This window comes from Undibacterium umbellatum (genome assembly GCF_014284125.1).
Lineage (GTDB): Bacteria > Pseudomonadota > Gammaproteobacteria > Burkholderiales > Burkholderiaceae_D > Undibacterium > Undibacterium umbellatum.
The window spans coordinates 36,767-61,918 of record NZ_JACOFX010000014.1 but is presented as its reverse complement, the minus strand read 5'-3'; the positions used below and the strand labels follow the sequence as shown (position 1 = coordinate 61,918).

General features: G+C 51.4%; 24 protein-coding genes and 1 tRNA gene. 7 read left to right on the top strand and 18 right to left on the bottom strand.

The features are described from left to right. Positions 1-3: 3 nt before the first annotated feature. Positions 4-594, top strand: coding sequence for a UbiX family flavin prenyltransferase (locus tag H8L47_RS21350; protein WP_186955622.1), 591 nt, complete (start codon positions 4-6; stop codon positions 592-594). Here the strand turns inward: H8L47_RS21350 and H8L47_RS21345 are convergent. After that, on the bottom strand, positions 591-1,445 hold the full coding sequence (locus tag H8L47_RS21345) for a hypothetical protein (RefSeq protein ID WP_186955621.1): 855 nt from the start codon (positions 1,443-1,445) through the stop codon (positions 591-593). The two genes, H8L47_RS21350 and H8L47_RS21345, sit on opposite strands and share 4 nt — an antisense overlap. 147 nt (positions 1,446-1,592) lie before the next feature. On the opposite strand from H8L47_RS21345, the gene H8L47_RS21340 reads away from it, so the two are divergent. Then, entirely contained in the window at positions 1,593-3,662 is a 2,070-nt protein-coding gene (locus H8L47_RS21340) for an esterase-like activity of phytase family protein (RefSeq protein WP_186955620.1), read from the top strand. Between the two features lie 55 nt (positions 3,663-3,717). Here the strand turns inward: H8L47_RS21340 and H8L47_RS21335 are convergent, their stop codons facing one another. Beyond that, complete coding sequence (locus tag H8L47_RS21335; protein ID WP_186955619.1) at positions 3,718-4,614, bottom strand: LysR family transcriptional regulator; 897 nt, start codon at positions 4,612-4,614, stop codon at positions 3,718-3,720. Positions 4,615-4,691: 77 nt separating this feature from the next. Between H8L47_RS21335 and H8L47_RS21330 the strand changes: the two genes are divergently transcribed. Both H8L47_RS21330 and H8L47_RS21325 read left to right on the top strand, forming a co-directional pair. Further along, positions 4,692-5,120, top strand: a complete 429-nt coding sequence (locus tag H8L47_RS21330) for a DoxX family protein (protein WP_186955618.1) — start codon at positions 4,692-4,694, stop codon at positions 5,118-5,120. A gap of 14 nt (positions 5,121-5,134) precedes the next feature. Continuing rightward, a complete protein-coding gene (locus H8L47_RS21325; RefSeq protein WP_186955617.1) occupies positions 5,135-5,797 on the top strand; it encodes a glutathione S-transferase family protein in 663 nt (220 codons plus the stop codon). A gap of 61 nt (positions 5,798-5,858) precedes the next feature. Here the strand turns inward: H8L47_RS21325 and H8L47_RS21320 are convergent, their stop codons facing one another. From H8L47_RS21320 to petA, 14 genes are all read right to left on the bottom strand, one after another. Further along, on the bottom strand, positions 5,859-8,039 hold the full coding sequence (locus H8L47_RS21320) for a S9 family peptidase (RefSeq protein ID WP_186955616.1): 2,181 nt from the start codon (positions 8,037-8,039) through the stop codon (positions 5,859-5,861). Between the two features lie 178 nt (positions 8,040-8,217). Next, a complete protein-coding gene (locus tag H8L47_RS21315; protein WP_186955615.1) occupies positions 8,218-9,273 on the bottom strand; it encodes an AAA family ATPase in 1,056 nt (351 codons plus the stop codon). After that, a complete protein-coding gene (gene pnuC / locus H8L47_RS21310) occupies positions 9,270-9,860 on the bottom strand; it encodes a nicotinamide riboside transporter PnuC (RefSeq protein ID WP_186955614.1) in 591 nt (196 codons plus the stop codon). The genes H8L47_RS21315 and pnuC overlap by 4 nt, the downstream gene beginning before the upstream one ends. Beyond that, a complete protein-coding gene (locus H8L47_RS21305) occupies positions 9,857-11,209 on the bottom strand; it encodes an AMP-binding protein (RefSeq protein WP_186955613.1) in 1,353 nt (450 codons plus the stop codon). Before H8L47_RS21305 ends, pnuC begins: the two co-directional genes overlap by 4 nt. Positions 11,210-11,219: 10 nt before the next feature. Next, the gene (locus H8L47_RS21300; protein ID WP_186955612.1) at positions 11,220-11,807 is read right to left on the bottom strand and encodes a hypothetical protein; all 588 of its coding nucleotides are present in this window, start codon (positions 11,805-11,807) and stop codon (positions 11,220-11,222) included. 11 nt (positions 11,808-11,818) lie between these two features. Beyond that, a complete protein-coding gene (locus H8L47_RS21295; protein ID WP_186955611.1) occupies positions 11,819-13,627 on the bottom strand; it encodes a vWA domain-containing protein in 1,809 nt (602 codons plus the stop codon). Beyond that, a complete protein-coding gene (locus tag H8L47_RS21290; RefSeq protein WP_186955610.1) occupies positions 13,627-14,625 on the bottom strand; it encodes a hypothetical protein in 999 nt (332 codons plus the stop codon). The genes H8L47_RS21295 and H8L47_RS21290 overlap by 1 nt, the downstream gene beginning before the upstream one ends. Continuing rightward, positions 14,622-16,202, bottom strand: a complete 1,581-nt coding sequence (locus H8L47_RS21285) for an AAA family ATPase (RefSeq protein ID WP_186955609.1) — start codon at positions 16,200-16,202, stop codon at positions 14,622-14,624. The genes H8L47_RS21290 and H8L47_RS21285 overlap by 4 nt, the downstream gene beginning before the upstream one ends. A gap of 238 nt (positions 16,203-16,440) precedes the next feature. Then, a tRNA-Thr gene (locus H8L47_RS21280) sits at positions 16,441-16,516 on the bottom strand. 58 nt (positions 16,517-16,574) lie between these two features. Continuing rightward, a complete protein-coding gene (locus H8L47_RS21275) occupies positions 16,575-17,066 on the bottom strand; it encodes a ClpXP protease specificity-enhancing factor (protein WP_186955608.1) in 492 nt (163 codons plus the stop codon). Between the two features lie 175 nt (positions 17,067-17,241). Then, the gene (locus tag H8L47_RS21270) at positions 17,242-17,853 is read right to left on the bottom strand and encodes a glutathione S-transferase N-terminal domain-containing protein (RefSeq protein WP_110256517.1); all 612 of its coding nucleotides are present in this window, start codon (positions 17,851-17,853) and stop codon (positions 17,242-17,244) included. A gap of 151 nt (positions 17,854-18,004) precedes the next feature. Continuing rightward, the gene (locus H8L47_RS21265; protein ID WP_186955607.1) at positions 18,005-18,769 is read right to left on the bottom strand and encodes a cytochrome c1; all 765 of its coding nucleotides are present in this window, start codon (positions 18,767-18,769) and stop codon (positions 18,005-18,007) included. A gap of 22 nt (positions 18,770-18,791) precedes the next feature. Continuing rightward, positions 18,792-20,204: a cytochrome b gene (locus H8L47_RS21260; RefSeq protein WP_186955707.1), complete on the bottom strand. Its 1,413-nt coding sequence runs from the start codon at positions 20,202-20,204 to the stop codon at positions 18,792-18,794. After that, positions 20,204-20,818: a ubiquinol-cytochrome c reductase iron-sulfur subunit gene (petA, locus tag H8L47_RS21255; RefSeq protein ID WP_186955606.1), complete on the bottom strand. Its 615-nt coding sequence runs from the start codon at positions 20,816-20,818 to the stop codon at positions 20,204-20,206. The genes H8L47_RS21260 and petA overlap by 1 nt, the downstream gene beginning before the upstream one ends. Before the next feature lie 378 nt (positions 20,819-21,196). On the opposite strand from petA, the gene mscL reads away from it, so the two are divergent. Next, positions 21,197-21,616, top strand: coding sequence for a large conductance mechanosensitive channel protein MscL (gene mscL, locus H8L47_RS21250; protein ID WP_305262868.1), 420 nt, complete (start codon positions 21,197-21,199; stop codon positions 21,614-21,616). An 88-nt stretch (positions 21,617-21,704) separates the two neighbouring features. Here mscL and H8L47_RS21245 read toward each other — a convergent pair whose 3' ends face one another. After that, the gene (locus H8L47_RS21245) at positions 21,705-22,472 is read right to left on the bottom strand and encodes a Nif3-like dinuclear metal center hexameric protein (RefSeq protein ID WP_186955605.1); all 768 of its coding nucleotides are present in this window, start codon (positions 22,470-22,472) and stop codon (positions 21,705-21,707) included. A gap of 7 nt (positions 22,473-22,479) precedes the next feature. Between H8L47_RS21245 and H8L47_RS21240 the strand changes: the two genes are divergently transcribed. Together H8L47_RS21240 and H8L47_RS21235 are read left to right on the top strand one after the other, a co-directional pair. Continuing rightward, complete coding sequence (locus H8L47_RS21240) at positions 22,480-23,655, top strand: Do family serine endopeptidase (protein ID WP_186955604.1); 1,176 nt, start codon at positions 22,480-22,482, stop codon at positions 23,653-23,655. An 8-nt stretch (positions 23,656-23,663) separates the two neighbouring features. Further along, complete coding sequence (locus tag H8L47_RS21235) at positions 23,664-24,332, top strand: DUF2461 domain-containing protein (RefSeq protein ID WP_186955603.1); 669 nt, start codon at positions 23,664-23,666, stop codon at positions 24,330-24,332. Here H8L47_RS21235 and tatC read toward each other — a convergent pair whose 3' ends face one another. Next, positions 24,333-25,109 (bottom strand): twin-arginine translocase subunit TatC, encoded by a 777-nt coding sequence (gene tatC, locus H8L47_RS21230; RefSeq protein WP_186955602.1) that lies wholly within the window; start codon positions 25,107-25,109, stop codon positions 24,333-24,335. Positions 25,110-25,152: the final 43 nt, after the last annotated feature.

Genomic DNA, 25,152 nt, shown 5'->3' with positions numbered 1-25,152 from the left:
GACATGACTGAAGTCGCCGCCCGCAAGCGCCTGATTGTTGCTATTACCGGTGCGACAGGTGCTATCTATGGTGTGCGGCTGCTACAAGTCTTGCGTAATATCCCCGGCGTTGAAAGCCATTTGCTGATTTCGGAAGCAGGCGTGCTGAACCTGTATCAGGAAATGGACTTGAAGCGCAAGGATGTCGAAGCCATGGCAGATGTCGTCCACAATGTGCGCGATGTCGGTGCCAGCATTGCCAGTGGTTCATTCTTGTCTGACGGCATGGTCATCGCGCCCTGCTCGATGAAAACCCTGGCAGCGGTCGCACATGGTTTGTCCGACAACCTCATCACCCGCGCTGCCGATGTAGTCTTGAAAGAGCGCCGCCGCCTCGTCTTGATGGTGCGAGAAACACCCTTCAACCTGGCGCACTTGCGCAATATGACAGCCGTCACGGAAATGGGCGGCATCATCTTCCCGCCACTGCCTGGTTTTTACCACCGTCCGCAAAGCATAGCAGAGATGGTTGATCACACTGTCGGACGCGTGCTCGATATTTTTGCCTTGCCGCATGAAATGACACCCCGCTGGCAAGGCCTCAAGGTAAGTTAATACCTGTCCATAATCAATTGGGTCTTCAGCGAATCCTCAGCTACAAACCATCCACGCGAAATCAGATAAGCCTGCAATTCATCGTGCTTGACGGAGGCTGTAGCTGCACTCTTGGTCTTGAACGAGGCTTCGACGATATAGTCAGTGCCTGTACCAGCCTGGTTCAGGATGGGCCAGACTTCGATGTACAGGGTCATACCACTCCATGTACCGACTGAGCGCTTGGCCAGTATCGGGCCGTACTTGCGCGAATTATCCAGCATGGACTTACCCCAGCCGCTATACAGCCAGTTGTCCATCTTGCCGGGGATATTCTTTTTGAGCAGGCTGCGGGAGTCACTGGTCGATGGCAAGTCCATCCCACTATAACCGGATTTGCTGTCTTTCTTGCTGTTGGAAATACTCAGGGTTTTCTTTTGATAGCCCCATTCAACCTGTGCTTCATAATTTTTTTCTGTAGAGTCAAAACCTTCGGCATTGGCTTCATACAGGGCCTCAGTGATATTGCCGTTGTCTATGGCATAGCGCTTCTTGTAGGTCAGCTCAAAATCACTTTCGCCTTCGGTCTTGCGTATTCTGGCTATCCAGGTATTACCGTAAATGTCCTTGGCATTGGTGTCCATGAACAAGATATTCATCTTGGTCACCGAACTCGGCATATTAAAGGTGCTAAGCACTGTGCTCTTGAGTTTGTGATCGGCATCCAGAACAACATTCGGGTTCATCAGCAACTTCACCTCATAGTCAGGCACCATATTGCTGGCCGCGACTGCATTACTGAGTGGCAGCAGCAAACTCAAAGCGATACTGAATATGCTGGCTATGCTGGTACGAACAACAGACTTGATCATGATATGCACTCCATGGATTTTGGTGAGCACACTATAAAAGCCAATTATGACCCTTGCATTACGACCGTAGTGTCATAGCTGCGTCACATGCCAGTAGTAAATTCGCGGCAAACAATTTTCACGCAAATCACTACGAGGTTAAACCAAATGAATCGAAGCCTGTTATTGAGCAGCCTGAGCGCGTCCTTGTTGTTAGCTGCCTGTGGCGGTAACAGCAATACCGCAGTTACCCCAGCTACACCGACTCCCGTAAATGGCGTCTTCCTGGATGCAGCAGTGGAGGGCATGGATTACTCCGTCGCTGGCGGCAGCAAGCTCAGCACATCTGCCACAGGCGGTTTTAGTTGTAACGCTGGTGACACACTGGCGTTTACTGTCGGCAACATCGCCCTGGGCTCTGCACCTTGCGCAGCTAGTGCAACGCCGTTGACGCTGGCAAACTCCAGCAATGTCAAGGATGACAGCGTGGTTAACCGCCTGCTGTTCCTGCAATTGCTGGATGAAGATAATGATGTTGCGACTGGCATCAAGATTCCTGCTACAGTAAAGACTGCGCTCGCTGGCCAGACGCTGGATTTCAATGCCACTGCTGCCAACTTCAATACAGCAATGACGGCAACCTTAGCCAAACTGCCGGCGAATTACCAAAAGCTCACCGTGGATGCAGATCGCCGCATGCTGGTGCGTGAACATTTTGAAGACACCATGGCTTCCAGACTGAACACTCCTGTCGTTGATACTGTCAGCCAAACCAATGCCCTGGGCACGATCAGCGCCAGCGTCACGCGTTATCAGGTGCAGGCTGCTGACAGTTTCTTCGTGCCGTATGAAGGTACGAATGCAGCAGTCAAGGCAGAATTCCCGAAAGGCTTTTTGCCCTCCTACGGTTCTGGCCTGTCCTTCAAAGGCAAGGCTGCTGATGGCTCACTGGAATTTTATGGCATTACCGACCGTGGCCCTAACGGCGATGGCCCCAAAGTACCCAATTCCGTGGTGACGAGTGGTGCCACCGGCACCAGCGATGCCAAATTCTTCCCATCCCCGAGCTTCACGCCATCATTTGGCCTGATCAGTATAGGCAAGGATGGTGCCATCCTGAAATCCAGTACAGCTATCAAGTTCAGCACGACCATCAATGCTTCCGGTCTATCGATTGCTTCCGGTAAAGTGGGTTCTTCTGCTGAAGTGCCTTTGAATGACGCTGCCAAATTTGATGCCAGCAGCAAAACCAAATTCAGCGACTATGGCCTCGATACCGAATCCATCGTCTATGATGCAGCACGCGGCGCTGTCTGGGTATCGGATGAATACGGTCCTTTCATTTTGAAGATTGATGTTGCCACCGGCGTCATCCTGAAAAAATACCAGCCAGGCACAGGCGCAGCCGACCTGCCTGCTGTCTTGCTGAAACGCCGCGCCAATCGCGGCATGGAAGGCCTGACACTGGAAGTCGCCAGTGGCAAGCTGCATGGCTTTGTCCAAAGCCCGCTGGATGATGGCAAGGCCAGTTACATCGTGCCGGGTGCCACTGCAGCGACCAGTGAAAGCATCAAGGATTATGCCAAATTCAACCGCTGGGTAGAGTTTGATCCTGCGACAGAAAAAACCAAGCTGTATGCCTACCCTATCGACAGCAAGCAATACACTGCTGGCAAAACCGGCAATGCCAAACTGGGTGACATGGTGTCGCTGGGTAATGGCAAGTTCATTGTACTGGAACAAGGTTCCGGCCCGGATGGCAAGGTATTCAACAAGCTGATGCTGGTACAGGTACCAAGCAATGCCACTGACATCGCCAACATGGGTACCGATCTGGAAAAAAGCAGCATGACAGGCGCGGCAGTCAATGGTGTCAATTATGCGGATGTGGTCTTGCTCAAGAAAACACAGTTGTTTGATTTAAATAATGCAGGCTGGCTGGCAGAAAAAGCTGAAGGCCTGGCGCTAGTTGATGAGAACACCCTGGCACTGACGAATGATGACGACTTTGGCATGAAAACTGTCATCGTCGATCCTAGTGGTGCTATCGTAGCTGGTGCTGACGTCACCAAGTGTACGGTAGATGCCAATGGTGCCTTGACGACGACAGCAGGTGCCCTGGGCTGTACTGCAGGTAATACCATGCGCGTGTCCCGTGGTGCGGATACAGAACGCCCTAACCGTATCTGGCTGTTCAAGTTCAACAAAAAACTGACTGACTTCAATATTCCTTCCTGATCTTGTATTACCGATAGAAAGCCGCGGTGAGTGATAGAACTCGCAGCGGCTTTTTTCAATTCAACATTATCTCTTGCGACAGATACGAATACACTGCAGAAACTCTGCGCAAATGCCTGGCCTCAGTATGCGAGAGCAGCCACAACTCAGTCTGGCATTCGTCCAGCACATTGGTAAGCGGTACTAAATCCTTGCGGCCCTGCGCAAGGAATAGCGGCAAGATGCCCAGCCCCAGACCCTTCCCCACCAGTTCAGCCACAGTGAGTATGCTATTGACCTTGTAAGTTGCTTGCAGCCTGGGGAAGTGCTTCTTGCGCCACACCACAGATGGATGTTCTGGCAAGGCATCGTCAGGTGCTATCCAGTGATGACGCTGGGCGACATCAGCATCAAAATGTCTGATCTTGCTGGTCTTGCCCGCGTACAAGGCTACCCGTATCGGCCCCAGGTGCTTGCCTATCAAATGCTGCGGTGGCCGCTTGCTGGCACGTATGGCAATGTCGGCATCGCGCCTGGTCAGGCTGGCCAGTTCATTGCCTGCATGCAGGTCAAAACTCAATAAGGGATGAAGCAGTTGTAAGGGCTTCAAGACGGGTGCCAGCAAGCCGTGCAGTATGGTATCAGTGGTGGTGATGCGAACTGTACCAGCTACCTGGTCTGGCTGCATTTGCATGGCCGAACGGGCAGCTTCTAGTTGCGCCTCCATCTGTTCTGCATGCACCGCCAACTCCTGCGCCAGTTCATTGGCTTGATAACCTGTGCGCGAGCGTTCAAACAGACGTTGCCCCAAGCCTTTTTCCAGCTTTTGTATGCTGCGAAATACGGTGGATGCATCCAGTGACAGGCGCTCGCCTGCCTCAGCCAGCTTGCCAGTGCGCACCAGCGCCAGCACCACTTCAAGATCAGCCGCAGTTAATTTGTAATTTAGCTTGTATTGCGTTCTTGCATTCATCGTTTGCTCTATCGCCTATTTTCATTGCATATTCGAAATCATATAGTAGCTCCATCAACCACTTTTTGGAGAATAAAATGACTCACTCAATTCCCTCTGCAAACCAAGGCAGCAATGCCTACGGTATCACCTTATTACGCATCAGCCTGGGCATCATGTGGATAGCCCACGCCCTGCTGAAACTGTTTGTGTTTACCCTGCCTGGTACGGCGCAGTTTTTTGCCAGCATAGGTTATCCGGGTTTTCTCGCTTACCCCGTGTTTGCGCTTGAATTACTTGGTGGTGTGGCCTTGGTTCTTGGTATCTACAGCCGCCAGATTGCGCTGGCACTGGTGCCTATCATGGTGGTTGCCGCTACTGTGCATTTCGGTAATGGCTGGGTGCACACCAGCCCTAACGGTGGCTGGGAATATCCAGTGTTTCTGATCGTCACTTCAATTGCGCTCTGGTTGCTCGGTGATGGTGCGTTTGCCCTCCGCCGTAGCTCACGCTTTTCATTGACATAAGGAAGGGACAAATCATGAGCAATCAATATACCCTGATCAGCCACAAGCTTTGCCCTTATGTGCAGCGCGCGGCAATTACCCTCGCAGAGAAAGGTTTAGACTTTGAACGAATAGATATAGACCTGGCGAACAAGCCCGACTGGTTCTTGCAAGTTTCACCACTGGGCAAGACACCGGTACTACTAGTCAATGGGCAAGCCATTTTCGAGTCGGCTGTGATTTGCGAATACCTGGATGAAACCACGCCATCCTGCCTGCATCCAGAAGCCGCACTGGAAAGGGCGCAACACCGTGCCTGGATAGAATTTTCCTCAGCCACCTTGAATAGCATAGGCGGTTTTTACAATGCCGCAGATGCGCAGATATTGGATGCCAAAGCAGCAGAATTAAAAGCCAAGTTTGCACAATTGGAAAAGCAGTTAGGCGATGGGCCTTATTTTTCTGGTAAAAATTTTAGCCTGGTGGATGCCGCGTTTGCACCAGTCTTTCGCTATGTTGATGTGTTTGAACGGATAGCAGATTTTGGATTTTTAAATTGCCACCCCAAGATCCAGGTATGGCGGCTATCCCTACAGGAACGTACTTCCGTGCAGACTGCGGTCAGTGAAGATTACCCTGCTTTATTAAGTGCATTCTTACGAGCCCGTCAATCTGCCTTATCAGCTTTGATGCAATAAAAAAACGGTGCAGATTTTCTGCACCGTTTTCATTGTCCCATTTCAAATCATCAGAAAAGGATCACAGATTGTTTTTCAAAAACTCCCATTTGGCTTTTTGCAAAGACCAGTTAATCCAGTCACCGCGCGGGCTATGGCCTACGCCAGGATACAATTGCAGGCTATAGTCCTTGCCATTCTTGATGAGTTCATCAATGAACATGATGGTATTTTGCGGATGGACATTATCATCCATGGTGCCATGCATGAGCATGATCTTGCCACTCAGGTCCTTGGTCGCTTTCAGCACGCTGCCCTTGTCATAGCCTTCGGCATTGTCTTGCGGCAGGCCCATATAACGCTCTGTATAGACGCTGTCATACAGGCGATAATCCGTGACTGGCGCGCCGACAAATCCTATCTTCCATGCCTTGCTATGCGTCATCGCATACGCAGTCATATAGCCGCCATAGCTCCAGCCATTCAAGGCTACCCTGTCCATGTCTGCCCAGCCCTGCTTGCGTAACCAGTCAAGTCCATCAAGCTGGTCTTGCAGTTCAAGTTGGCCCAGTTTTTTGTGTATGGGCCAGGCGCTGGCAAGACCTTTGTTGCTGGCACTGCGATTATCCAGTACCCAGACAATATAGCCCTGCTGCGCCAGGAAGTGGTGCCAGAGATTGCTGTTCCAGCGATCCACCACTTGTGGTGCCATGGGGCCTGAATACAGATGCTGGTAGACTGGGTATTTCTTTTTCGGATCAAAATCCGGTGGCAGGAACAACAGACTCTCCATCAGGAAGCCGTCACGCGATTTGATTTGCTGTTGCGTGACTTTGCCCAGTTTCAGGCTTTGCATTTTTTCTGGCACGCCTGCATCATCGACCAGCTTCAATGACCTTCCTTCTGCATTGAATACGGCCTGCTTCGGTGCTTGCTTGAGGCTGCTCCAGCTATCGATGAAATGCGTATATGCACTATTCCAGCGTGCATTGTGGTTGCCGGATTCTGTCGTCAGCCTTTGCAGCTTGCTACCATCCAGATTGATTGCATATACATCGTTACCGATGGGATTGCGTTCATTGGCCGAAAAATAGACTTTGCCTTTTGCTTCGTCAACGCCATAGACAGTGCGTATATCCCAGTCGCCTTTGGTAATCGCCCCCTTGAACTGGTATTGCTGGTCATAGTGATACAGGTGATGGTGACCTGTGCGGTCAGAAGCCCAGACAAAGCTGCCATCTTTCAAGAACTGTGGTAACGGCAAACGCTCCACCCAGGCCGGACTACTCTCGCGCAGCAATTGCTTGCTGCGGTATTGCGTATCATAGATGCGCAAGTCCAGCCAGGTTTGCACACGGTCTTGCCAGGATGCCAGCAGCTTGCCATCTGGGGTCCAGCCCACTTGCACGATCAGGGTTTCCTTGCCAGCATATGGATTCTCAGTCCAGCTGGTTTTGCCTGTCATGTCAACGACACCAAGTTTGACTTCAGGGTTGGGATCGCCAGCCTTGGGATAGCGGGTGCGTTCGCTCTTGATGGGTTGGGCATGGTCACCGCTAAGGGTGTAGACAGGCACCTTGCTTTCATCAAAACTCAGGTAGGCGATTTTTTTTGAATCTGGTGCCCACCAGAATGCACGCAAGTGACCACGCCCATAAATCTCTTCCATGTAAACCCAGTCCAGGCGGCCATTGAAGATGGTTTCGCTGCCGCCTGTGGTCAGTCGTTTTTCTGTCGCTGTGACCAGGTCTGTCAGGTACATGTCATTACCCTTCAGATAGGCGACCGATTGCAGGTCAGGTGACAGGATAGCTTCATCTTCAGCCTGATCCGGCGTATGGGTCAGTTCCCTGACCTTGCCCTGCTGCATATCCAATAGCCATAAGTCATTTTTATAAGTGAACAGATACGATTTCAAATCTGGTTTGAACTGCGGTGTCAGCTTATCGACCAGGGCCTTGGCTTCTTTCTCTGGGATGCCTGCGGCTGTCATCAGGGCCAGGATATTGCCATCGGCAGCCAGGGCCTGTTTTTCCCAGTTGACGGGATTAACAACAAATTGCTGGACTATGCCATCCTTGCTTTGCGTTTCTATCAATCGGTTTTGCGCATCCCAGGCAAGACGAGTCAGGGGCTTGGTATCGAATTTTTCTTTTTTTGTGGGGTGATACATCATCTCAAGACTGAGCATGCCCTCCTGGGCTTGGGCTGCCGTAGCTATCAGCAAAAACGGCAAGACGCAGGATGTGAAACGGATTTTCATGAATTCCCTCAATATTTTTATAATGAATATGGCAACCGGAGTTTAAACAGGATGCCATGTCCTGACTAAGACTATTTGGCTGCCACACAGTTCACAGCAGCCCATTGAACAAGACAAAGCACAGAAAAATGCCTGCCAGCTTTACATATCTAAAGGCAAGTCTGCATTATGATGATTTTTATTTGCCACCCAGATATTTCATGACCTGGGATAGCCGCTGCTCAAGGCTGCCGCAAACGCGCAAATAAGGCAAGGTACGCTGCGCCAGTTGCTGTTTATACCATTCTTGCTGATGCAGCCGGAAAGCCTGGTCCTGACGCGTACCATCCTGTATCAGGGGGATATCTATATCGCACAGGATGATGAAGTCATAGGGCGTATTTGCCATGTCTTGCAAGGCATCAGATGCTTGTTGAAACATCGCCAGGCTATACAGCAAGGTCGTCATTGGCGAAGTATCGCAGACCAGCCACTGGTTTGCCTGGGGACGCAACTGCTCTTCATGTGCCAGTTGCTTCACGGCGATGGCCTGCATATCTTCAAACACCAGTTGCCCATCTTTTTCTACCCACAGATCACGCCCATATTCCGGCACCCACAGGGTATGCAAATGCCGTGCAAGCGCCTCGGCCAGGGTGGTCTTGCCGCTGGACTCAGCACCCAGCAGGCAAATCTTTTTGACAAAGCTGGCATACACGTGGCTGGACAGATACGCTTTATTTGCATGGGGATCCAGGCGCACTTTGGTCCCGGACACAGGCACGGTAAGACGCTGCTGGTCCAGCTTGATATGGGCCACGACAGGCAAGCCAGGATCATGCTGCTGAAAGCGCTGCGTCAGCACCGCTGCAAAACCATCACCATAATCTTCACTGGTGAAAACAGCATCAGCCGTGCTATCCAGTAGCGCCAGGCATAGCCAGGCGACGAACTGCCGGTGTATATCCTCAGCGGCATCGTTATGAGGAACTTCAGGGATGTGCTGTATGCCACGTTCGCTACACAAGCGCTGCAAGATCACATCATCGATGACCAACTGCTGGATATACGGGAATGACAGCGCCAGCCAGCGCTCACGTACTAGCGGGCCACATAAGGGAAATTCTGGTTTGGTATAACTGATCACCAGCAAGTCTTCACATGCCGCGATTGCCTGCTCGATCAGGTATTCATGCCCTTTATGCAAGGGGCAGAATTTGCCGACGATCAAACCACGCTGAAATGTCTTGCTCATTTTGCCGCAACCACAAAAGAAATAGCCTGGTCACTGTTCAGGTTTTTCCGCCATGCCAGCCAGGACACAATGGCATTGATCCAGTAAAACGCATACAGGAAAGCTGTCAGATACAATTCGCGGCTGGCATACAGTGGTACGGCGATGGTATTCACCAGCAGCCAGAATACCCAGGTTTCCATGCGCCTTTGCATCAATAGTATCTGCGCGATGATACTGAATACCAGTACCGCTGAATCGACAAAAGGGGCATAAGCCTTGGTCCAGTAGTACAAGAGCATCCCATAGCCCAGCGTTGCCAGCAAACCCACAGGTATGGACCATAGATAGCTGGCATGGCCTGCCCTGGAAATTGGTAGCGGCCTACCATTACGCCCTCTCAACCATTGCCACCAGCCTGTCATGCTGGTAACGATAAAAAATAACTGCAGCAATACATCGGCATACAGCAGGGCCTGGCCAAACACCAGGGCAAACAAGATGCTGCCTATGATGCCTGTCCACCAGGTGTGTACGCTATTGCGTCCTGCCAAAATAATGGAGGCTGTGGTGACTGCATTGGCAGACAATTCTAATGCTGAAATCAAGGGTGAGCGCCTTCCAGGTCGGATGTGTATTGCAGTATTTTATTATCAGTCGTTATCGTCTCTACTATCAGCTGCCGGATATTGAATAAGCTTGCCAGTGCCTGCTTTGCTTCGTCCGCCAAGTGCATGACAGATGGGGCCAGTCGTATGACGCTGCGGCCATCTGCACGTTGATGAAAACCATATTGTGGCAGCGGCAAGGCCTGTAATGCATGGGTGATGTCGATATTGTTGACCCAGGCACCAGTCCTGGTTTGAAACCTGACTGGGGAACGACCAGCCAGACCGACCAGCATGGGGCCTTTGGCACTGATCGCCATTGAGGCAAAATCACCTGTGCGGTAACGCAGCAGCGGCATGCAAAAATTGAAGCCGCCAGACAGACAAATTTCACCACGCTGGCCAGTTGCTACTGGCTGGCCTTTACTGTCGAGTATCTCTACATATAATTCTGGCTGCAACAGCAGATGGCCGCCAACAGCGGCATCATACACAGCCACAGGCCCGACTTCATTGAGGGAATAAATATCCAGCACAGGGCAGTGAAAACGTGCTTCCAGCATCTGCCGCATACCGGCTGAAAGGGCCATGGAAACCGAGATCAGCGCGCGCGGCAATTTTGTCAATTCCAGTTTTGTCAGCTCTGCAAATGAAAGCGGGTCACCCGTCATGACTTCTGGTGCCAGCGCATCCAGATAGCGCGCGCGGTCTTCTGGTTCACGCCAGTCATCCACATGCAAATTGATCTTGGCCAGGCCAGAATCATCCATGGTGGGCGTCACCGAAGTATAGGTAAAACAGCGCTGCTGGAAACCCACCAGCACCACGCCGACTTGCCCGCGTCCGTGCCGCAGTCGAATGCCATTCAGCAGTAAAGCCCGTTTGTGGAAAGTCAGGTAACGTGCCGCCACGACAGGATGGGAAGCAATGAGCATGGGGTGGCCAGTCGTACCTGTGGTACGAAAATTGATGAGCCTTTCCAGGGGCACAGTGTCTGGCACAAAGGCAGCAATATCTGCTGCCAGGTCAGCGCGGTTGATTGTAGGTATGTCTGCAAATTTTTGTGGAGCAGAACCCAGGGCCCGGTAATGTGGGACATGGGTAAAGACATGCGCAATGAATTGCCTGAGCCAGTCAGGTTCCAGGCCAGGGGCCCATGTAATGGGCTGGCCTATATGTTTTTTTTCAAAATCACGCAGCTTTTCCACTTCATTCTCAAGCAGGCGGTTACCACTTTGATTGCGAAAGGTGGGAGCAGATGGATGCTCAGTCATGAAATCCAGCATGGCCCTGCCGTGTTCAGACAAGGTCGGAAAATTGCTGATCTCTTGTGATGTAGCCAGGCTCATTCACGTGTCCTCATTCACGCGTCCACTTATCGGCAGATTCTTCTGCCGCTTTCTTTGCCAGCGCTTCACGTATGGCGCGTGCACGCTGCTCTGCTGCGCGGCTGGCTTCGACAAGTCGGCGACGCTCTATACCGCTGATGCTGGATAATCTGTCTGTCGCTTGCGCCAGGCTTTCGCCATAGGGTCGGTAATTCAAACGCGCCAGCACTACCCTGGCCAGTTCTTCGCGTCTGTCAGGGTCACTGGCAAATTTGTGTGCGGCAGTGGCAGCAGCCAACTCAGCAACAGTCTGGTCAAGTATCGTCATGAACTGCGCCGCTGGTAGCGCGGCTTTGATAAACCACTCATCTGCCAGCAACCAGGTAGCGATCATGGTCAGGGCCAGACGGTTTCTGTCTTTGCCCGCATCCATACCATCAAATTTTTCCAGGCCATCGAGCGGCGATACATTACCCAGCATGCGCAATACATCGTTGACAAGTGCTGCCACGGCGACGCCTTTATTGTTTTTTGCCATGCGCGGTTCATCGAGGAAATCTGGCGGTATGTTTGCCAGCCTGTGCGTCAGGGTTTCCAGTATAGGGCCAATGTTATCCATGCTTTTTTTGCTTACCTCAGATAATGTTGCTGACTGAAAACGCGGGCGAATTCCATCAAATGCTCGAACCCGGTGATGGCATGGATATGCCATCCCTGCTCATCGCGAGCACGCTTCAGGTCCTGTGGCACCTGCGCATAGTATCTGGATTCTTTTTCCCAGTCCGATGGCAAATTCAAGGCCATGCTGCCACCGGCACGTCCTTTTTCCAGGGCCATGGCGGAGATATCCCAGCCGTCGTTGCCAAGCTCGTCTTTATCAAACATAGTGGTAATGCCATCGTCGGAAATCATCAGGATATGCACGGCGCGGTCCTCCGGTTTTCTGCTGGCGAATGTATCGCGCATTTGAGGTATGGGAAAGCAGGTTGCACCGCCAAAAAAGCCGGTCAGCACGCTGAGTATTTCCGCATCATCACGCACAAAGCCATTGGTTTGCAGGGTTTGGTTCTTGCCGCTCCACAAAGTCACCTGCACACGCGAGCCCGCGCGCAAAGCTGACATGGCGATAATGGCCCCCGCCAGCGTCAAGTAGGATGTATGCGTCTGCGGATTGGGCATGGAACCTGAACTGTCTACATACATATCCAGGTCTATGGGTATATGTCCGGGGTCTTTGCCCTGCTCGTTGCCGTAAGCACGTTTTACCGTGGTCAGGCCAGGGATGGGGTGCGGCGACTGCAGCAAAGTCTGCAGCCAGTCTATTTCATCAAAGGGTTCGCCTATATCCCATTGTTCCAGCCCTTCCAGCTGCGGTTCTGGTGATTGCGGATTGGGTCGCTTCGGGAAAGGCACCAGATGTGGCAAGGCACGTTCACGGTAATAGCGTATGGCAATTTCATGATCCGACATCTGTATGCCTGCGGCCCTGAGGATTTCACCATATTCATAAGGCTCGCGGGTTTGTCCTGATGATGACGATGCGGTATTTTCATCTGGGGATGTCATGACCTCATCCACACCTGATACCAGAGGGTCATTGGCCGGGTGGACAGCACCATTGATTTCATCCGCCTCTATCTCCTGTGCACCTATCGGTTCGCAACCTGCCGCAGCATCTTTGGTATCATGTAAATGTGCCAGCGCTTGCTGGCTGGCGCTGGCTTCATTATCGGCAATCAGATAGGGTAGCAGCAGCGTGGCAAACTTGCCTGCGCCATGCATCCAGTCGCCTGCATATACACGTATCAAACGTGCGCCCAGCCAGGCATCCGTATCCATTTCTGGGCTGACGGCATTACTGGCAATCAGGCTGCCTTTTTCCAGTTTCCATAATTGCTCATAGATGCGCATGTATAGCACCCAGATCTGGCTGCCGGCAGTCGCGGCGTTTTCGCTCTTGCCTCTGCCATGTTGCGCAAGACGCAAATATATGTCTGCCATGCGCAAACTGGCCTGCCTGTGCAACCTGTCATTGATGTAAAGGTCTGTGTACAAGTTGGCGACCGTGGGCGCAAATTTTTCCAGCGTGGGCAAGGCGCGGCGTATCCTGGCCAGCAGGCGGAATTGTTCAGTCACACTGCCGGGCGCAAACACATGATGGCCAACTTCATGCGCCAGAATTTCAAGGGCATAATCTTGCAAACCTAGTTGCTGTATGCCTTCCAGGTCCACTACAACACTTTGATCGGACAGACGTATCATGGCAAAGCTGCCACTCAAGCCTGCTTGCGAGGCAGCCAGGCGGCTTACACACAATAGGGGTTCATGCAGGCGCGTAAACCTGCTCCATGCAGCCAGCGCCTGTGGCCACGCCGCCTGCCATGTTGCGAGCAGGGTTTGCTGAGTATTGGTTTGCTGCTCTGTGGATTGCGTATTCATTACAGTGGATACAGGCTGATGCCATATGTATACGGTGAGCTGACCGCGACCGTATGCAGATTGCAAGTCAAAACCAATTCTTTTGCAGGCAAGTTCAAGTTATGTTTGCCTCGTCTGGTCAGCAAGCTACTACCCTGTACGGTGGCCGCAAGGGGACCAGTAAGCACAGGGCCATGCTCAAATTCCTCCTGGCTCGCCCCATGCAGGACTGCCCCATAGACATCTGCCATCAGCAAAAAATAGCGATCAGCACTTTTTACCCAAAAACCATATTCAAAGGCACGCAACTCTGGCGGCGCTGGGAAAGCACCGCCCAAGCCTGTGAAATGACCTATAGAAATGCCATGCTCGTTCACATTCATTTGCTTTGCATCGGGGCACCACCAGGGGTCTTGCTGCATTTGTTTTTTTATCAGTTGCCAGTCACTACCTGCTTCTGCACCCAGCAATTGCAATAACAAAGCCGGTGGCAAGGTATCGGCGATGGCCATCCCCCCCTCCCTGAAGTGCGTCATGCCTGTACGCCATGCCAATACCTGCCCGGTCGCCTGCAAGGCAGACAAAGTGGTGATCAGTGGCGCGATGTTTTTCATTTCACTCAGCCATTGATCTACTCTTGCGCCAGGCGTCTTTTCTATATTCAGTGCGGCATTTGTGAGCAGGGCAAACACCTCCGTCGGCGCATTGACCAGTATGTGGGTATAGACTGGCAATAAATCCTGCCATACTCTGTCAACAATCTTGCTGCGTGCACCGGTACCGGTAAAAGCCTGGCCAACCAGATCAAGCGCAATATCGTAGGCAGTAAGAGCAATCACGGCAAGTCTATCTGGCATGTGCGCTGATACAGCTTGCACGACCGGGGTTACGCTGTTTTGCAAAAAATCGGACAGGGCCTGCACATCAAAAGCAGGATAGCGCCTTCTGGCCTCGACAACCCTGGCATTGAACTGGCTGCGCCCGGCCGCCAGTACTTGAGCAAAGGGTCCGGATATCATTGCGAGCGCAGCCACTTGAGATAATTGGTATAGCGCTGGTGCAGGTATTTCAGCTTGAGCAAATCATCATATAAATGACCATATAATTTACGGCCTTTGACACGGTCACCGATCAGGCGTTCTATTCTCATTAGCCTCGCTCTGGTATCGCGTTCACTGACATCGTTCAAGCCCTGGGCGAATTCGGCAGCCAGTTCTCCTACAGGATCATCCCTGTCCAGGTCAAGACGGTTGAATTCATCATTCGAGAGATCAAACAAGCGGCGCAACCAGCCCAGGCGGTCAGTCTTGTAGGCTGCGTTTTCTGGACGCGAGAAAAACGGGGCATCGATGTCAGGATGCAGTTTATCCAGCAAGACAAAGGGCAGAACCTGGCGCAGGTCGTCCAGTTCCACACTTTTATTACCGCGAAAATAAGCCAGTGATTTGGCAAAAATCAACAAGGTCATGAGATTGCGGACCGATACCCCGTTCATGGTCTGGCAACCCAGGTCCTTTAGGCGGTCGCGGCCATTATCTGCTGCTACGAGCTGCCCCCAGTCCATGCCAGATAGTCGCGCCGTGTCTTTGGTCATGTATTCAAACTGGGCACCAGCAGTTTCAAACAATTCAAACTGGCTGCAAAAAAATTCCAGCCTGTGCCGCACTTCTGGCGGCACTTCAATCTGGCGGATTTCTTCTCCCGCGCGATCAACCTCCTCCTCAGTGAAAATCAATTCACGCGGCATCAACTCTTCTGGCCGTATATTTTCTTCTATGCGTACCAGCAAGTCATTCAAAAAGCGTGGATTGAATGCCAGTGCCTGCACAGTGACGTCTATGCGGTCGCGCAAGGCATCAATCACCTGATAAGTGCCGCCACCCTGGTCATCATTCGCAGTCAGGTACCAGGCCGATTCAGGACATTCAAAAATCTGCCCCAGCACCTCGGCATAATTGTCACCCATCACTGTCAGCAAGGCACTTTGGGTGCGAGTGGGGATACGGTTATATTCATCGACGATCTTGACACGCATACCCAGCCATTTGCGCCAGGCGATGCGGATATCGTCCATATTCTGCGCCGCCATCAAATCAGATGGCAGCGGGTTGCCGAGCAGATCGGCAATCGTCATCTGAGGATGGCCATGCTGCATGGCACGACGTACATCGCGCACAGGAGCGCCGGAGAGTACGCCCATCAAAATAGCACTGGCCGTCTTGCCACGTCCTGGCCCACCAACAAACAGGCATTTTTTGCGGGTAACAAAAGTCAGCAGTGGCAGCAGGATGAAGCTGGAATAACTTTGCGCCGATGGCAGTGTCAAAGTGCGCTTGCTGTCGCCTACCGCGTAAGTCTGGCTGGGACCTTCATTATATTCAATATCGTAGTGCGGGCTGATGATGGCATTATTCACTATCCAGAAATACGCCTGGCGCAATTTTTCATCCAGCGCCTGCTCACCTGCCACCGCTGCCGCCCCGCTTTGCACCGGCCCCTGGTACAGGGCCGCCACATCAAACTGCCGTGGCTTGACCACAGGCCTGGGATTGGTAGGCGCTTGCGAAATACGGTTGAAGATATTAAATGGTGACATCGGATGTTTCCAGACTGGTATTTAACATGGATTAATATTTTGTATTTTTCCATATAAAGACGAACACTGGAAAAGAATATGGCGAGAAGCATGCGGCGATGGCACACTAGGAAAGTCGATGGAAGCGTGACGAGGACTCAGTACCCCGCATGAGCCACGGCGGCACGACAAAAAGGATGAGAAATTTGAAGACATAAAGAAAAAACCCACCGTTATTTCTAACGATGGGTTCTTAATTTGGTGCCGACTGCCGGAATCGAACTGGCCACCTGATGATTACAAGTCAACTGCTCTACCAAATGAGCTAAGTCGGCGAAACTTTATTCGTTTTTGCTTCGTTGCCGTTGCATTCCCGAAGACCAAGATTATAGGCTACTTTATTATTTTTAGCGAGGGCTTTTCTGATTTTTTTTCAGATTTTTTTATTTCATCTGTAGAAACCTGGTTTTCCACTGGGGAAGGTGCGCTTTTCACCGATGCAAGGCCCAGTACAGGCTTAGCCGTTTCTTCAACTTCTGCGGCGGCAACTTCATTTTCTTCTTCAGCTCCGCTGAGGTCGACTTCAAAAGCCATGCCCTGGCCATTTTCACTTGCATAGACTGCCAGGACATTTTCCACGGGTACATAGATTTCGCGGGATACGCCACCGAAGCGGGCTTTGAAGACCACGGCATCATTGTCCATCTTCAGGCCACTTGTCGCGCCGAAACTGATATTGAGTACGATTTCACCGTTCCGGACGAATTCCATGGGGACACGGGCAGCATGGTTGACCTTGACCGCCATATAAGGGGTAAAGCCATTGTCGGTGCACCATTCATAGATGGCACGCATAAAATAAGGTTTGGTGGATATTTCTTGCATGTTTATACAATCGGTGAAAATGTACTTTAAGAGCTGCGTTAAGTTTACAACTAAGTGTGCAACAAGAAAATGCCGTAAAAGATGCTTTCAGGGCTACTTTAAGCATAGGCGTAGTGCCCAAAAACAACAAGGCTGATATGCATCAGCCTTGTTATCTTATCCTGAAAAGTCGTGCTTATCTGCGCATGACTTTTTCAGATGGCGTCAGTGCTTCGATGTAGGCAGGACGAGAGAAAATACGTTCTGCATATTTCATCAAAGGTGCTGCTGTCTTCGACAATTCTATACCGTAGTGATCGAGGCGCCACAACAATGGGGCAACCGCCACGTCAAGCATGGAGAATTCATCGCCCAGCATGTATTTGTTCTTGACGAACAAAGGTGCGAGCTGGGTCAGGCGGTCGCGGATTTCTGCGCGTGCCTTATCCTGCACTTTGGCCGACGCAGTATTCTTGTCGTTTTCCAGAGTGTGGACGTGGATGAACAATTCTTTTTCAAAATTGAACAGCATCAGACGTGCGCGGGCGCGTTGCAGCGGGTCTGCCGGCATCAGTTGCGGATGCGGGAAGCGCTCGTCTATGTACTCGTTGATGATATTGGATTCATACAATATCAATTCACGTTCAACCAGGATAGGCACCTGACCATAAGGATTCATGGTCGAGATATCTTCAGGCTTGTTAAACAGATCAACATCGCGGATTTCAAAATCCATGCCTTTTTCGAACAACACCAGGCGGCAACGTTGAGAAAATGGGCAGGTTGTACCCGAGTAGAGAACCATCATTTTTATAGTTCCTTAGAAACGATCGGGGCGAGGAGCCAGTTTTGCGCACCTCACCCCTGGGATTACACGTCCGTCTACGACGGAGAAAAACGGACGATCTCAAAAAATTCCTGGCTCGTACTATGAATAGCGCAAGCCGGAAACCTTACATTTATTTTACTTCTTTCCAGTAAGACGCGTTCAAACGCCAAGCCAGAGTCGCCAGTGTTGCCAGGAACAACAGGACCCAGACGCCCAGACGCTTGCGCGTGCTTTGTGCTGGCTCACCCATCCACTGCATGTAGGCAACCAGGTCACCGACTGCATTGTCATACTCTATCTTGTTCATCGTGCCTGGTTTAACCAGATCAAAGCCAACAAACTTGTGCACCTTTTTGGATGCATCGTGTGGATCTTTTTCTTCCACTACCTTTTCTTCTTGTACGCCTTGCAATTCCCACAATACGTGCGGCATGCCCACACTAGGAAACACTTTGTTGTTCCAGCCGCTTGGGCGGGAATCATCTTTGTAGTAAGTACGCAGATAAGTGTAAATCCAGTCAGCACCAGTACCATCACCTGAGGCTTTGGCACGGGCAATTACGGACAAATCAGGCGGTACTGCGCCAAACCATTCCTTGGCATCCTTGGCTGACATGGTGGTCTTCATCAGGTCGCCAACTTTTTCTCCAGTGAACAGCAAGTTTTGCTTGATCTGGTCATCTGTCAAACCGATATCTTTCAAACGGTTGTAACGCATGGCAGAAGCAGAGTGGCAGTTCAGGCAATAGTTGACGAACAACTTGGCACCGTTTTGCAATGCGGCCATATCGGTAGAACGATCAGGTGCGCTGTCCAAAGGGAAAGTGCCACCAGCCGCCAACACCATTGCAGGTGCAAATGCCAGCACAGCGATCAGTTTTTTAAGTAATTTCATGCTTATTCTTCCTCGCTAATTCTCAGTGCGCTGCAAATGTAACGCGCTTGGGCACGGGCTTAAATGTTCCCATCGCACTCCACCATGGCATCAGCATGAAGAAGCCGAAGTAGATGACTGCGCAAACCTGGGAAACACGCTCACCCGCCGGCGATGGCGCCTGCACACCGAGGTAACCCAGGGTAACGAAGGCAATACCGAACACGATGTAGACATACTTGTGCCAGTCAGGACGGTAACGTATCGATTTGACCGGGGACACATCCAGCCATGGCAACAGTGCCAGTATCATGACAGAACCGCCGAACAATACCACACCCCAGAATTTTGCATCCAGTGCACCTGGCATCATGCCAGCAATGGCAATCAATGCAATTGCTGCAATTGCTATCTTCAGCATTTGTGGCAACTTGGTGGTCAGCCAGATAAGTGCAACATAAGCAACAGCACCAGCTTGCACTACGAACAGGAACTCGGAAGTCGTTGCACGCAGGATCGAGTAGAAAGGTGTGAAATACCAGGTTGGTGCAATATGCGGAGGCGTTTTCAAAGAATCCGCTGGAATGAAGTTGTTGTACTCAAGGAAGTAACCACCCATTTCTGGTGCAAAGAACACGACTGCACTGAAAATCGTCAGGAACACAGTCACGCCAAAGATATCGTGGAAAGTGTAGTAGGGGTGAGAAGGTATGCCATCAACAGGATGACCATCAGGGCCGATATTGTCCTTGATTTCGATACCGTCGGGATTGTTGGAACCCACTTCATGCAAGGCGATCAAGTGAGCAGCCACCAGGCCCAGCAAGACCAGAGGAATCGCGATCACGTGGAAAGAGAAGAAGCGGTTCAATGTTGCGTCAGACACTACATAGTCACCACGAATCCACAAAGACAGATCAGGGCCGATGAAAGGAATGGCACCAAACAGGTTAACAATCACCTGAGCCCCCCAGTAAGACATCTGACCCCATGGCAGCAGGTAACCGAAGAAAGCTTCGGCCATCAGGCACAGGAAAATCGCGAAACCGAACAACCAGATCAGTTCACGTGGCTTGCGGTAAGAACCGTACAGGAAGGCACGTGTCATGTGCAGGTACACGACGATGAAGAATGCCGACGCGCCAGTAGAGTGCATGTAGCGCACCAGCCAGCCCCAGGGCACATCACGCATAATGTATTCAACCGACGCAAACGCCAGCGTTGCATCTGGTTTGTAATGCATAACCAGGAATATACCTGTGACGATCTGGATAACCAGCACCAGCATCGCCAGGGAACCAAAGATGTACCAGAAATTGAAGTTCTTTGGAGCGTAATACTTGCCCCATTGATCATTCCACAATTTAGTCAGCGGAAAACGGGAATCGACCCAGTTCAAGGCCTTGTCCACGACAGGTGCGTCTGCCGGGAGTTTTTTCTCAACAAATGCCATGATTAAGCCTCGCCTTTCTCATCTTTACCGATGATGATTTTGGTGTCCGATAAAAACATGTGACGAGGCACATCCAGATTTTGTGGGGCTGGCTTGTTTTTATATACACGACCCGCCAGATCGAAAGTCGATCCGTGGCATGGGCAAAGAAAACCGCCTTTCCAGTCATCCGGCAGGGATGGCTGTATGCCTTCCTGGAATTTGGAGATTGGGGAGCAACCCAGATGTGAGCAGATACCGACGGCGATCAGAATGTCGCTATGCTCTTTGCGGGCGCGGCTTTGCTTGTCGCAATACTCTGGCATATCCATGGTGTAAGGCTTTTCCGACTTTGGATCGGCAACCTTGTCTTCAGTCTTTTTCAGACTGTCCATCATTTCTGGTGTGCGTTTCAGAATCCATACTGGCTTACCACGCCATTCTGTTGTTTGCATTTCGCCCGGTTTCAAGGACGAAATGTCCACTTCCACCGGCGCACCTGCAGCCTTAGCGCGCTCGGATGGCTGGAAAGTGCTTACCAGCGCACCTGCCGTTGCCAAGCCAGCCACACCACCCGCCGCGCAAGTGGCGACGAGTAAACCGCGACGGCCGGAATCGACCTGCTTTTCGATACTCATACCAACCCCAATCTGTCAATAATCAAAACTTGATGAAGCAAAACCCAACTTCTAGCAACCTTAAATTATAAATGACCCGGATATGGTTTTAAAGAAAAAGATATCCGAAACGCCAACTTGCTGGCATTTTTCAACAATTCAAGCCCCATTTGCTTGTTCGGGCTGGTTGAAATTGTGCTTTCAGCACAAAATCACGAGAGGTATTAAATATTTAAAATCTGTGAGAAAAGAAAATTGACAAAAATCTGCAAGCTTTTCCTGTACTTTGCACATTAAAATCGTGCAACTTAAATTTTGGACATGCATTTTTGTAGCTTATTTTGCACCAAAACACACTCTTTTTCAGCTTTTTATCAGCCTCTCAACAGGAGAATTTCTATGGCTATGTTGCAAGAATTCAAAACCTTTATCAGCCGCGGCAATGTGGTTGACCTGGCTGTCGGCGTCATCATCGGCGCTGCCTTTGGCAAGATCGTTGACTCTCTGGTGGGTGATATCGTCATGCCTGTCATCGGTCGCATTGTCGGTGGCCTGGACTTTTCCAATTACTACATCCCGCTGAATGGCCAGGGCACGCATCTGGTGCTGGTGGAAGCGAAAAAAGCGGGCGGTGTGATAGCCTATGGTAATTTTATCACTGTCAGCGTGGGCTTCGTTATCCTGGCATTTGTTATTTTCCAGATGGTGAAACTAGTCAATGCACTGAAAAAGCCTGAGCCTGCAGCGGAACAGGCACCTGAAGTCACTGCGGAAGATATCTTGCTGTTACGTGAGATCAGGGATTCGCTGAAGAAGTAAGCTGAAAGCTGGCAGTTCTCAGTCTTTCAACACACGAATAATGAGTGTAGCTCCTGCCCGATCAGCAGGAGACCACCAGACTTGGCACTCACACCGGATTATCAATATCCACAAAGCTGTGTTTGATTCCAAACTGAGCAGCGATAAAGTCCCCCAGACTCTGTACCCCAAAACGCTCGGTTGCATGATGGCCACAGGCGATGTAAGCGACACCTGATTCGCGTGCCAGGTGAACAGTAGGCTCGGAAATTTCACCACTCAGATACACCGACGCCCCGGCAGCAATCGCCTGATCCAGCATATTCTGGGCAGCGCCAGTACACCAGGCGACGCGGCCAACTGGAGCAGCAGGGTCGCCGATCAGTAAGGGTTTGCGCTCCAGCTTCAACTCTATATGCAGGGCCAGGTCAGCCATTGTAGCGACTGCGCGATCATCCACAGTACCCAGCCAGGCCAGATCATTTTCACCAAAGCGACCGTCAGCAGTAAAGCCCAGGCGGCGGCCCAGACCGATGTTATTGCCCAGCTCGGCATGGTTATCCAGCGGCAAATGGTAGGCGAACAGGGAAATATCATGTTCCAGCAAGAGTTTCAGGCGCCGTTGTTTCTGCCCGATGACGCGCATATCTTCACCGCGCCAGAAATAACCATGATGCACAAGGATGGCATCGGCCTGCATTTCCACGGCTTTTTCCAATAATGCTAAACTGGCGGTCACGCCGCTGACTATATGCTTAATCGTGTTGCGCCCTTCCACCTGCACGCCGTTTGGGCAATAATCACGAAAGTAATTCACTTGCAGTTCTTTTGCAAGAAATTGCGCCAAGTCTTCCCGATTCACTGATTTCATACTCATACTCACTATGCGTCGTCTTTGGTTATTGTTTGCCCAAACTGTTACTGTAGGTCTGGCGATCTGGTTTATTGTAACCACCTTGCAACCCGATTGGGTGAAAGCTGCTTATAACACCAGGCAAACCCAGACGCTGAATGCAGGTGCCCCGATCAAGGAAGCACCTGCCAATAGCGTGCCCGCGCAAAGTTCGTATGGCGCTGCTGCCAAACGTGCCATGCCGTCAGTGGTGAATATTTTCACATCGAAAGAAGTACGCCAGCGCCGCAACCCACTCTTGAACGACCCCTTCCTCAGGCGCTTCTTTGGTGATCAGCAAAACCCACAGGCCGAGCGCTTGTCCAGTCTTGGCTCGGGCGTGATCGTCAGTTCAGAAGGCTATATTCTGACCAACAACCATGTCGTGGAAACCGCCGACGATATCGAAGTTGCCCTGGCAGATGGCCGCAAGGCCCGCGCCAAGCTGGTCGGTACCGACCCGGAGACCGATCTGGCGGTCATCAAGATTGATTTACCAAATTTGCCAGCAATTACCCTGGGGCGCGCTGACCAGGCAAGTGTCGGCGATGTCGTCCTCGCTATCGGCAACCCTTTTGGTGTAGGCCAGACTGTCACCATGGGCATTATCTCGGCTTTGGGCCGCAATAATTTGACCGAGAATGCCTTTGAGAACTTCATACAAACTGATGCCGCGGTCAACCCTGGCAACTCAGGTGGCGCGCTGGTGGACGTGAATGGCAATCTGTTGGGTGTCAATACGGCAATTTATTCGCAAACTGGTGGTTCGGTAGGCATAGGTTTTGCCATTCCTGTATCTACCGTCAAACTGGTGATGGAATCCATCATTACCAATGGCCATGTAGTGCGAGGCTGGATAGGTGTGGAGCCACAAGATATCACGCCAGAACTGGCTGACAGCTTTGGCCTGAAACAAAAATCCGGTGCCATTATCGCAGGCGTGATCCGTGGCGGCCCGGCGGATAAGGCTGGGATGAAGCCCGGTGACATCCTGATCGCGATCGAAGGCAAGCCGGTCGGTGACACCACCCAGATGCTAAACCTGGTGGCGCAACTAAAGCCAGGCAACAAAGCCAAGATCACCGTCTTGCGTGATACCAAAGAACCGACCCTCGAAGTCTTGATCGGCAAACGCCCTTCAGTGCGCAAAGAAGAAGCCAGGGAATAGAGAAATCCATGCATTTGATAGACTTGCAAGCTTATTTGTCCGAACTGGGCGAGAACAATAACCGCGCCTGGTTCGTCATGAACAAACCACGCTATGACATTTTGCGGGCAGAATTTTTGCAACTGGTGACTGAGCTGATTGCCGACATCAGCAAATTTGATCCTGCCATCACAGGTCTGGAACCGAAGAAGGCGCTGTTTCGCATCAACCGCGATGTGCGTTTTGCGCATGACAAATCGCCGTATAAAACCACCTTCTCTTCTTCCATCCTCCCCAGCGGACGCAAGAAGCCCAGCGAAGGCGGTGGCCCTGCGTATTATTTCCAGATGGATGGAACGGGCCGCCTGTTCTACGCCTGCGGCGAATACATGCCACCGTCAGACCGGCTGAAGGCGATACGCAATCACATCGTGGCTGACCCGGATGGTTTTGCCAAGGTCTTGAAAGACAAGAAGCTGAAACAGTATTTTGGCACCCTGCAGGATGAAGGCAAGCTGCAGCGCCCGCCCAAAGGCTTTGATGCCGACCTGCCGCATATGGATCAGATCAAACTGAAGAATTTCATGGTGTGGACAGAGTGCCCACTCATGGGCATGGATACCGACGAATTGAAAACCACCCTGCTGACAGCTTACCGCAGCGCAATGCCACTGGTAAGCTGGTTGCGCTCAGCCTGATTAACTGCCGCTGGATTCATCGGCCGCAGGTGGTGCCTGGGTTGCCCTGACAAACAGCGGGGCAATCAGCAAACCTAATTCATATAACAGTATCATCGGTACGGCCAGTGAAAACTGGCTGACGATATCTGGTGGTGTCACGATGGCGGCAATCACGAAAGCACCAACGATGACATAAGGACGGATGGCCTTGAGTTTTTCCAGCGATACCAGGCCCACGCGCACCAGCACCACGACCACCACTGGAACCTCAAAGGTCACGCCAAAGGCCAGGCACATGGAAATAATGAAATCCAGGTAATTTTCTATGTCCGGCGCAATGCTAATCGAGGTAGGCGCAAATTCATTGATGAATTTGAAAACACGGCCAAACACCAGGAAATAACAAAATGCCACGCCACTAAGAAACAGCAGGGATGAAGAAATCACCAGCGGTGCTACCAGTCGCTTTTCATGGGTGTAAAGGCCAGGCGCGATGAAGGCCCAGACCTGGTACAAGATCCATGGCAAGGCCACCATGAAAGCCAGCAGCAAAGTCACTTTCATTGGCACCAAAAATGGCGAAATAACACCAGTCGCGATCATTTTCGATCCTGCTGGTAAAGACGCCAGCATGGGTTGTGCCAGAAAGTCGTAAATCGCCGACGGCCCGGGCCATATCATCAATGCGGCACAGGCCAGAATCAGCCCCCCAAGTATCTTGACCAGACGGTCGCGCAATTCAACCAGATGCGAGATAAAACTCTCTTCCGGGCTATGTTCCTTGTCATCGCTCATGCGAATACCGCCAAATTATAAAAACGCAAAAACATAAGCGAAA

What these genes read in the sequence shown, in the direction of transcription:
- H8L47_RS21240 (WP_186955604.1), top strand. Translation starts at nt 22,480, where the DNA reads ATGCGTCGTCTTTGGTTATTGTTTGCCCAAACTGTTACTGTAGGTCTG.
- mscL (WP_305262868.1), top strand. Translation starts at nt 21,197, where the DNA reads ATGGCTATGTTGCAAGAATTCAAAACCTTTATCAGCCGCGGCAATGTG.
- H8L47_RS21300 (WP_186955612.1), bottom strand. Translation starts at nt 11,807, where the DNA reads ATGGATAACATTGGCCCTATACTGGAAACCCTGACGCACAGGCTGGCA.
- H8L47_RS21305 (WP_186955613.1), bottom strand. Translation starts at nt 11,209, where the DNA reads ATGAGCCTGGCTACATCACAAGAGATCAGCAATTTTCCGACCTTGTCT.
- H8L47_RS21335 (WP_186955619.1), bottom strand. Translation starts at nt 4,614, where the DNA reads ATGAATGCAAGAACGCAATACAAGCTAAATTACAAATTAACTGCGGCT.
- H8L47_RS21350 (WP_186955622.1), top strand. Translation starts at nt 4, where the DNA reads ATGACTGAAGTCGCCGCCCGCAAGCGCCTGATTGTTGCTATTACCGGT.
- H8L47_RS21285 (WP_186955609.1), bottom strand. Translation starts at nt 16,202, where the DNA reads ATGTCACCATTTAATATCTTCAACCGTATTTCGCAAGCGCCTACCAAT.
- petA (WP_186955606.1), bottom strand. Translation starts at nt 20,818, where the DNA reads ATGAGTATCGAAAAGCAGGTCGATTCCGGCCGTCGCGGTTTACTCGTC.
- H8L47_RS21265 (WP_186955607.1), bottom strand. Translation starts at nt 18,769, where the DNA reads ATGAAATTACTTAAAAAACTGATCGCTGTGCTGGCATTTGCACCTGCA.
- H8L47_RS21270 (WP_110256517.1), bottom strand. Translation starts at nt 17,853, where the DNA reads ATGATGGTTCTCTACTCGGGTACAACCTGCCCATTTTCTCAACGTTGC.
- H8L47_RS21345 (WP_186955621.1), bottom strand. Translation starts at nt 1,445, where the DNA reads ATGATCAAGTCTGTTGTTCGTACCAGCATAGCCAGCATATTCAGTATC.
- H8L47_RS21320 (WP_186955616.1), bottom strand. Translation starts at nt 8,039, where the DNA reads ATGAAAATCCGTTTCACATCCTGCGTCTTGCCGTTTTTGCTGATAGCT.
- H8L47_RS21325 (WP_186955617.1), top strand. Translation starts at nt 5,135, where the DNA reads ATGAGCAATCAATATACCCTGATCAGCCACAAGCTTTGCCCTTATGTG.
- H8L47_RS21245 (WP_186955605.1), bottom strand. Translation starts at nt 22,472, where the DNA reads ATGAGTATGAAATCAGTGAATCGGGAAGACTTGGCGCAATTTCTTGCA.
- H8L47_RS21290 (WP_186955610.1), bottom strand. Translation starts at nt 14,625, where the DNA reads ATGATATCCGGACCCTTTGCTCAAGTACTGGCGGCCGGGCGCAGCCAG.
- H8L47_RS21235 (WP_186955603.1), top strand. Translation starts at nt 23,664, where the DNA reads ATGCATTTGATAGACTTGCAAGCTTATTTGTCCGAACTGGGCGAGAAC.
- tatC (WP_186955602.1), bottom strand. Translation starts at nt 25,109, where the DNA reads ATGAGCGATGACAAGGAACATAGCCCGGAAGAGAGTTTTATCTCGCAT.
- H8L47_RS21330 (WP_186955618.1), top strand. Translation starts at nt 4,692, where the DNA reads ATGACTCACTCAATTCCCTCTGCAAACCAAGGCAGCAATGCCTACGGT.
- H8L47_RS21315 (WP_186955615.1), bottom strand. Translation starts at nt 9,273, where the DNA reads ATGAGCAAGACATTTCAGCGTGGTTTGATCGTCGGCAAATTCTGCCCC.
- H8L47_RS21275 (WP_186955608.1), bottom strand. Translation starts at nt 17,066, where the DNA reads ATGCAAGAAATATCCACCAAACCTTATTTTATGCGTGCCATCTATGAA.
- H8L47_RS21340 (WP_186955620.1), top strand. Translation starts at nt 1,593, where the DNA reads ATGAATCGAAGCCTGTTATTGAGCAGCCTGAGCGCGTCCTTGTTGTTA.
- H8L47_RS21295 (WP_186955611.1), bottom strand. Translation starts at nt 13,627, where the DNA reads ATGAATACGCAATCCACAGAGCAGCAAACCAATACTCAGCAAACCCTG.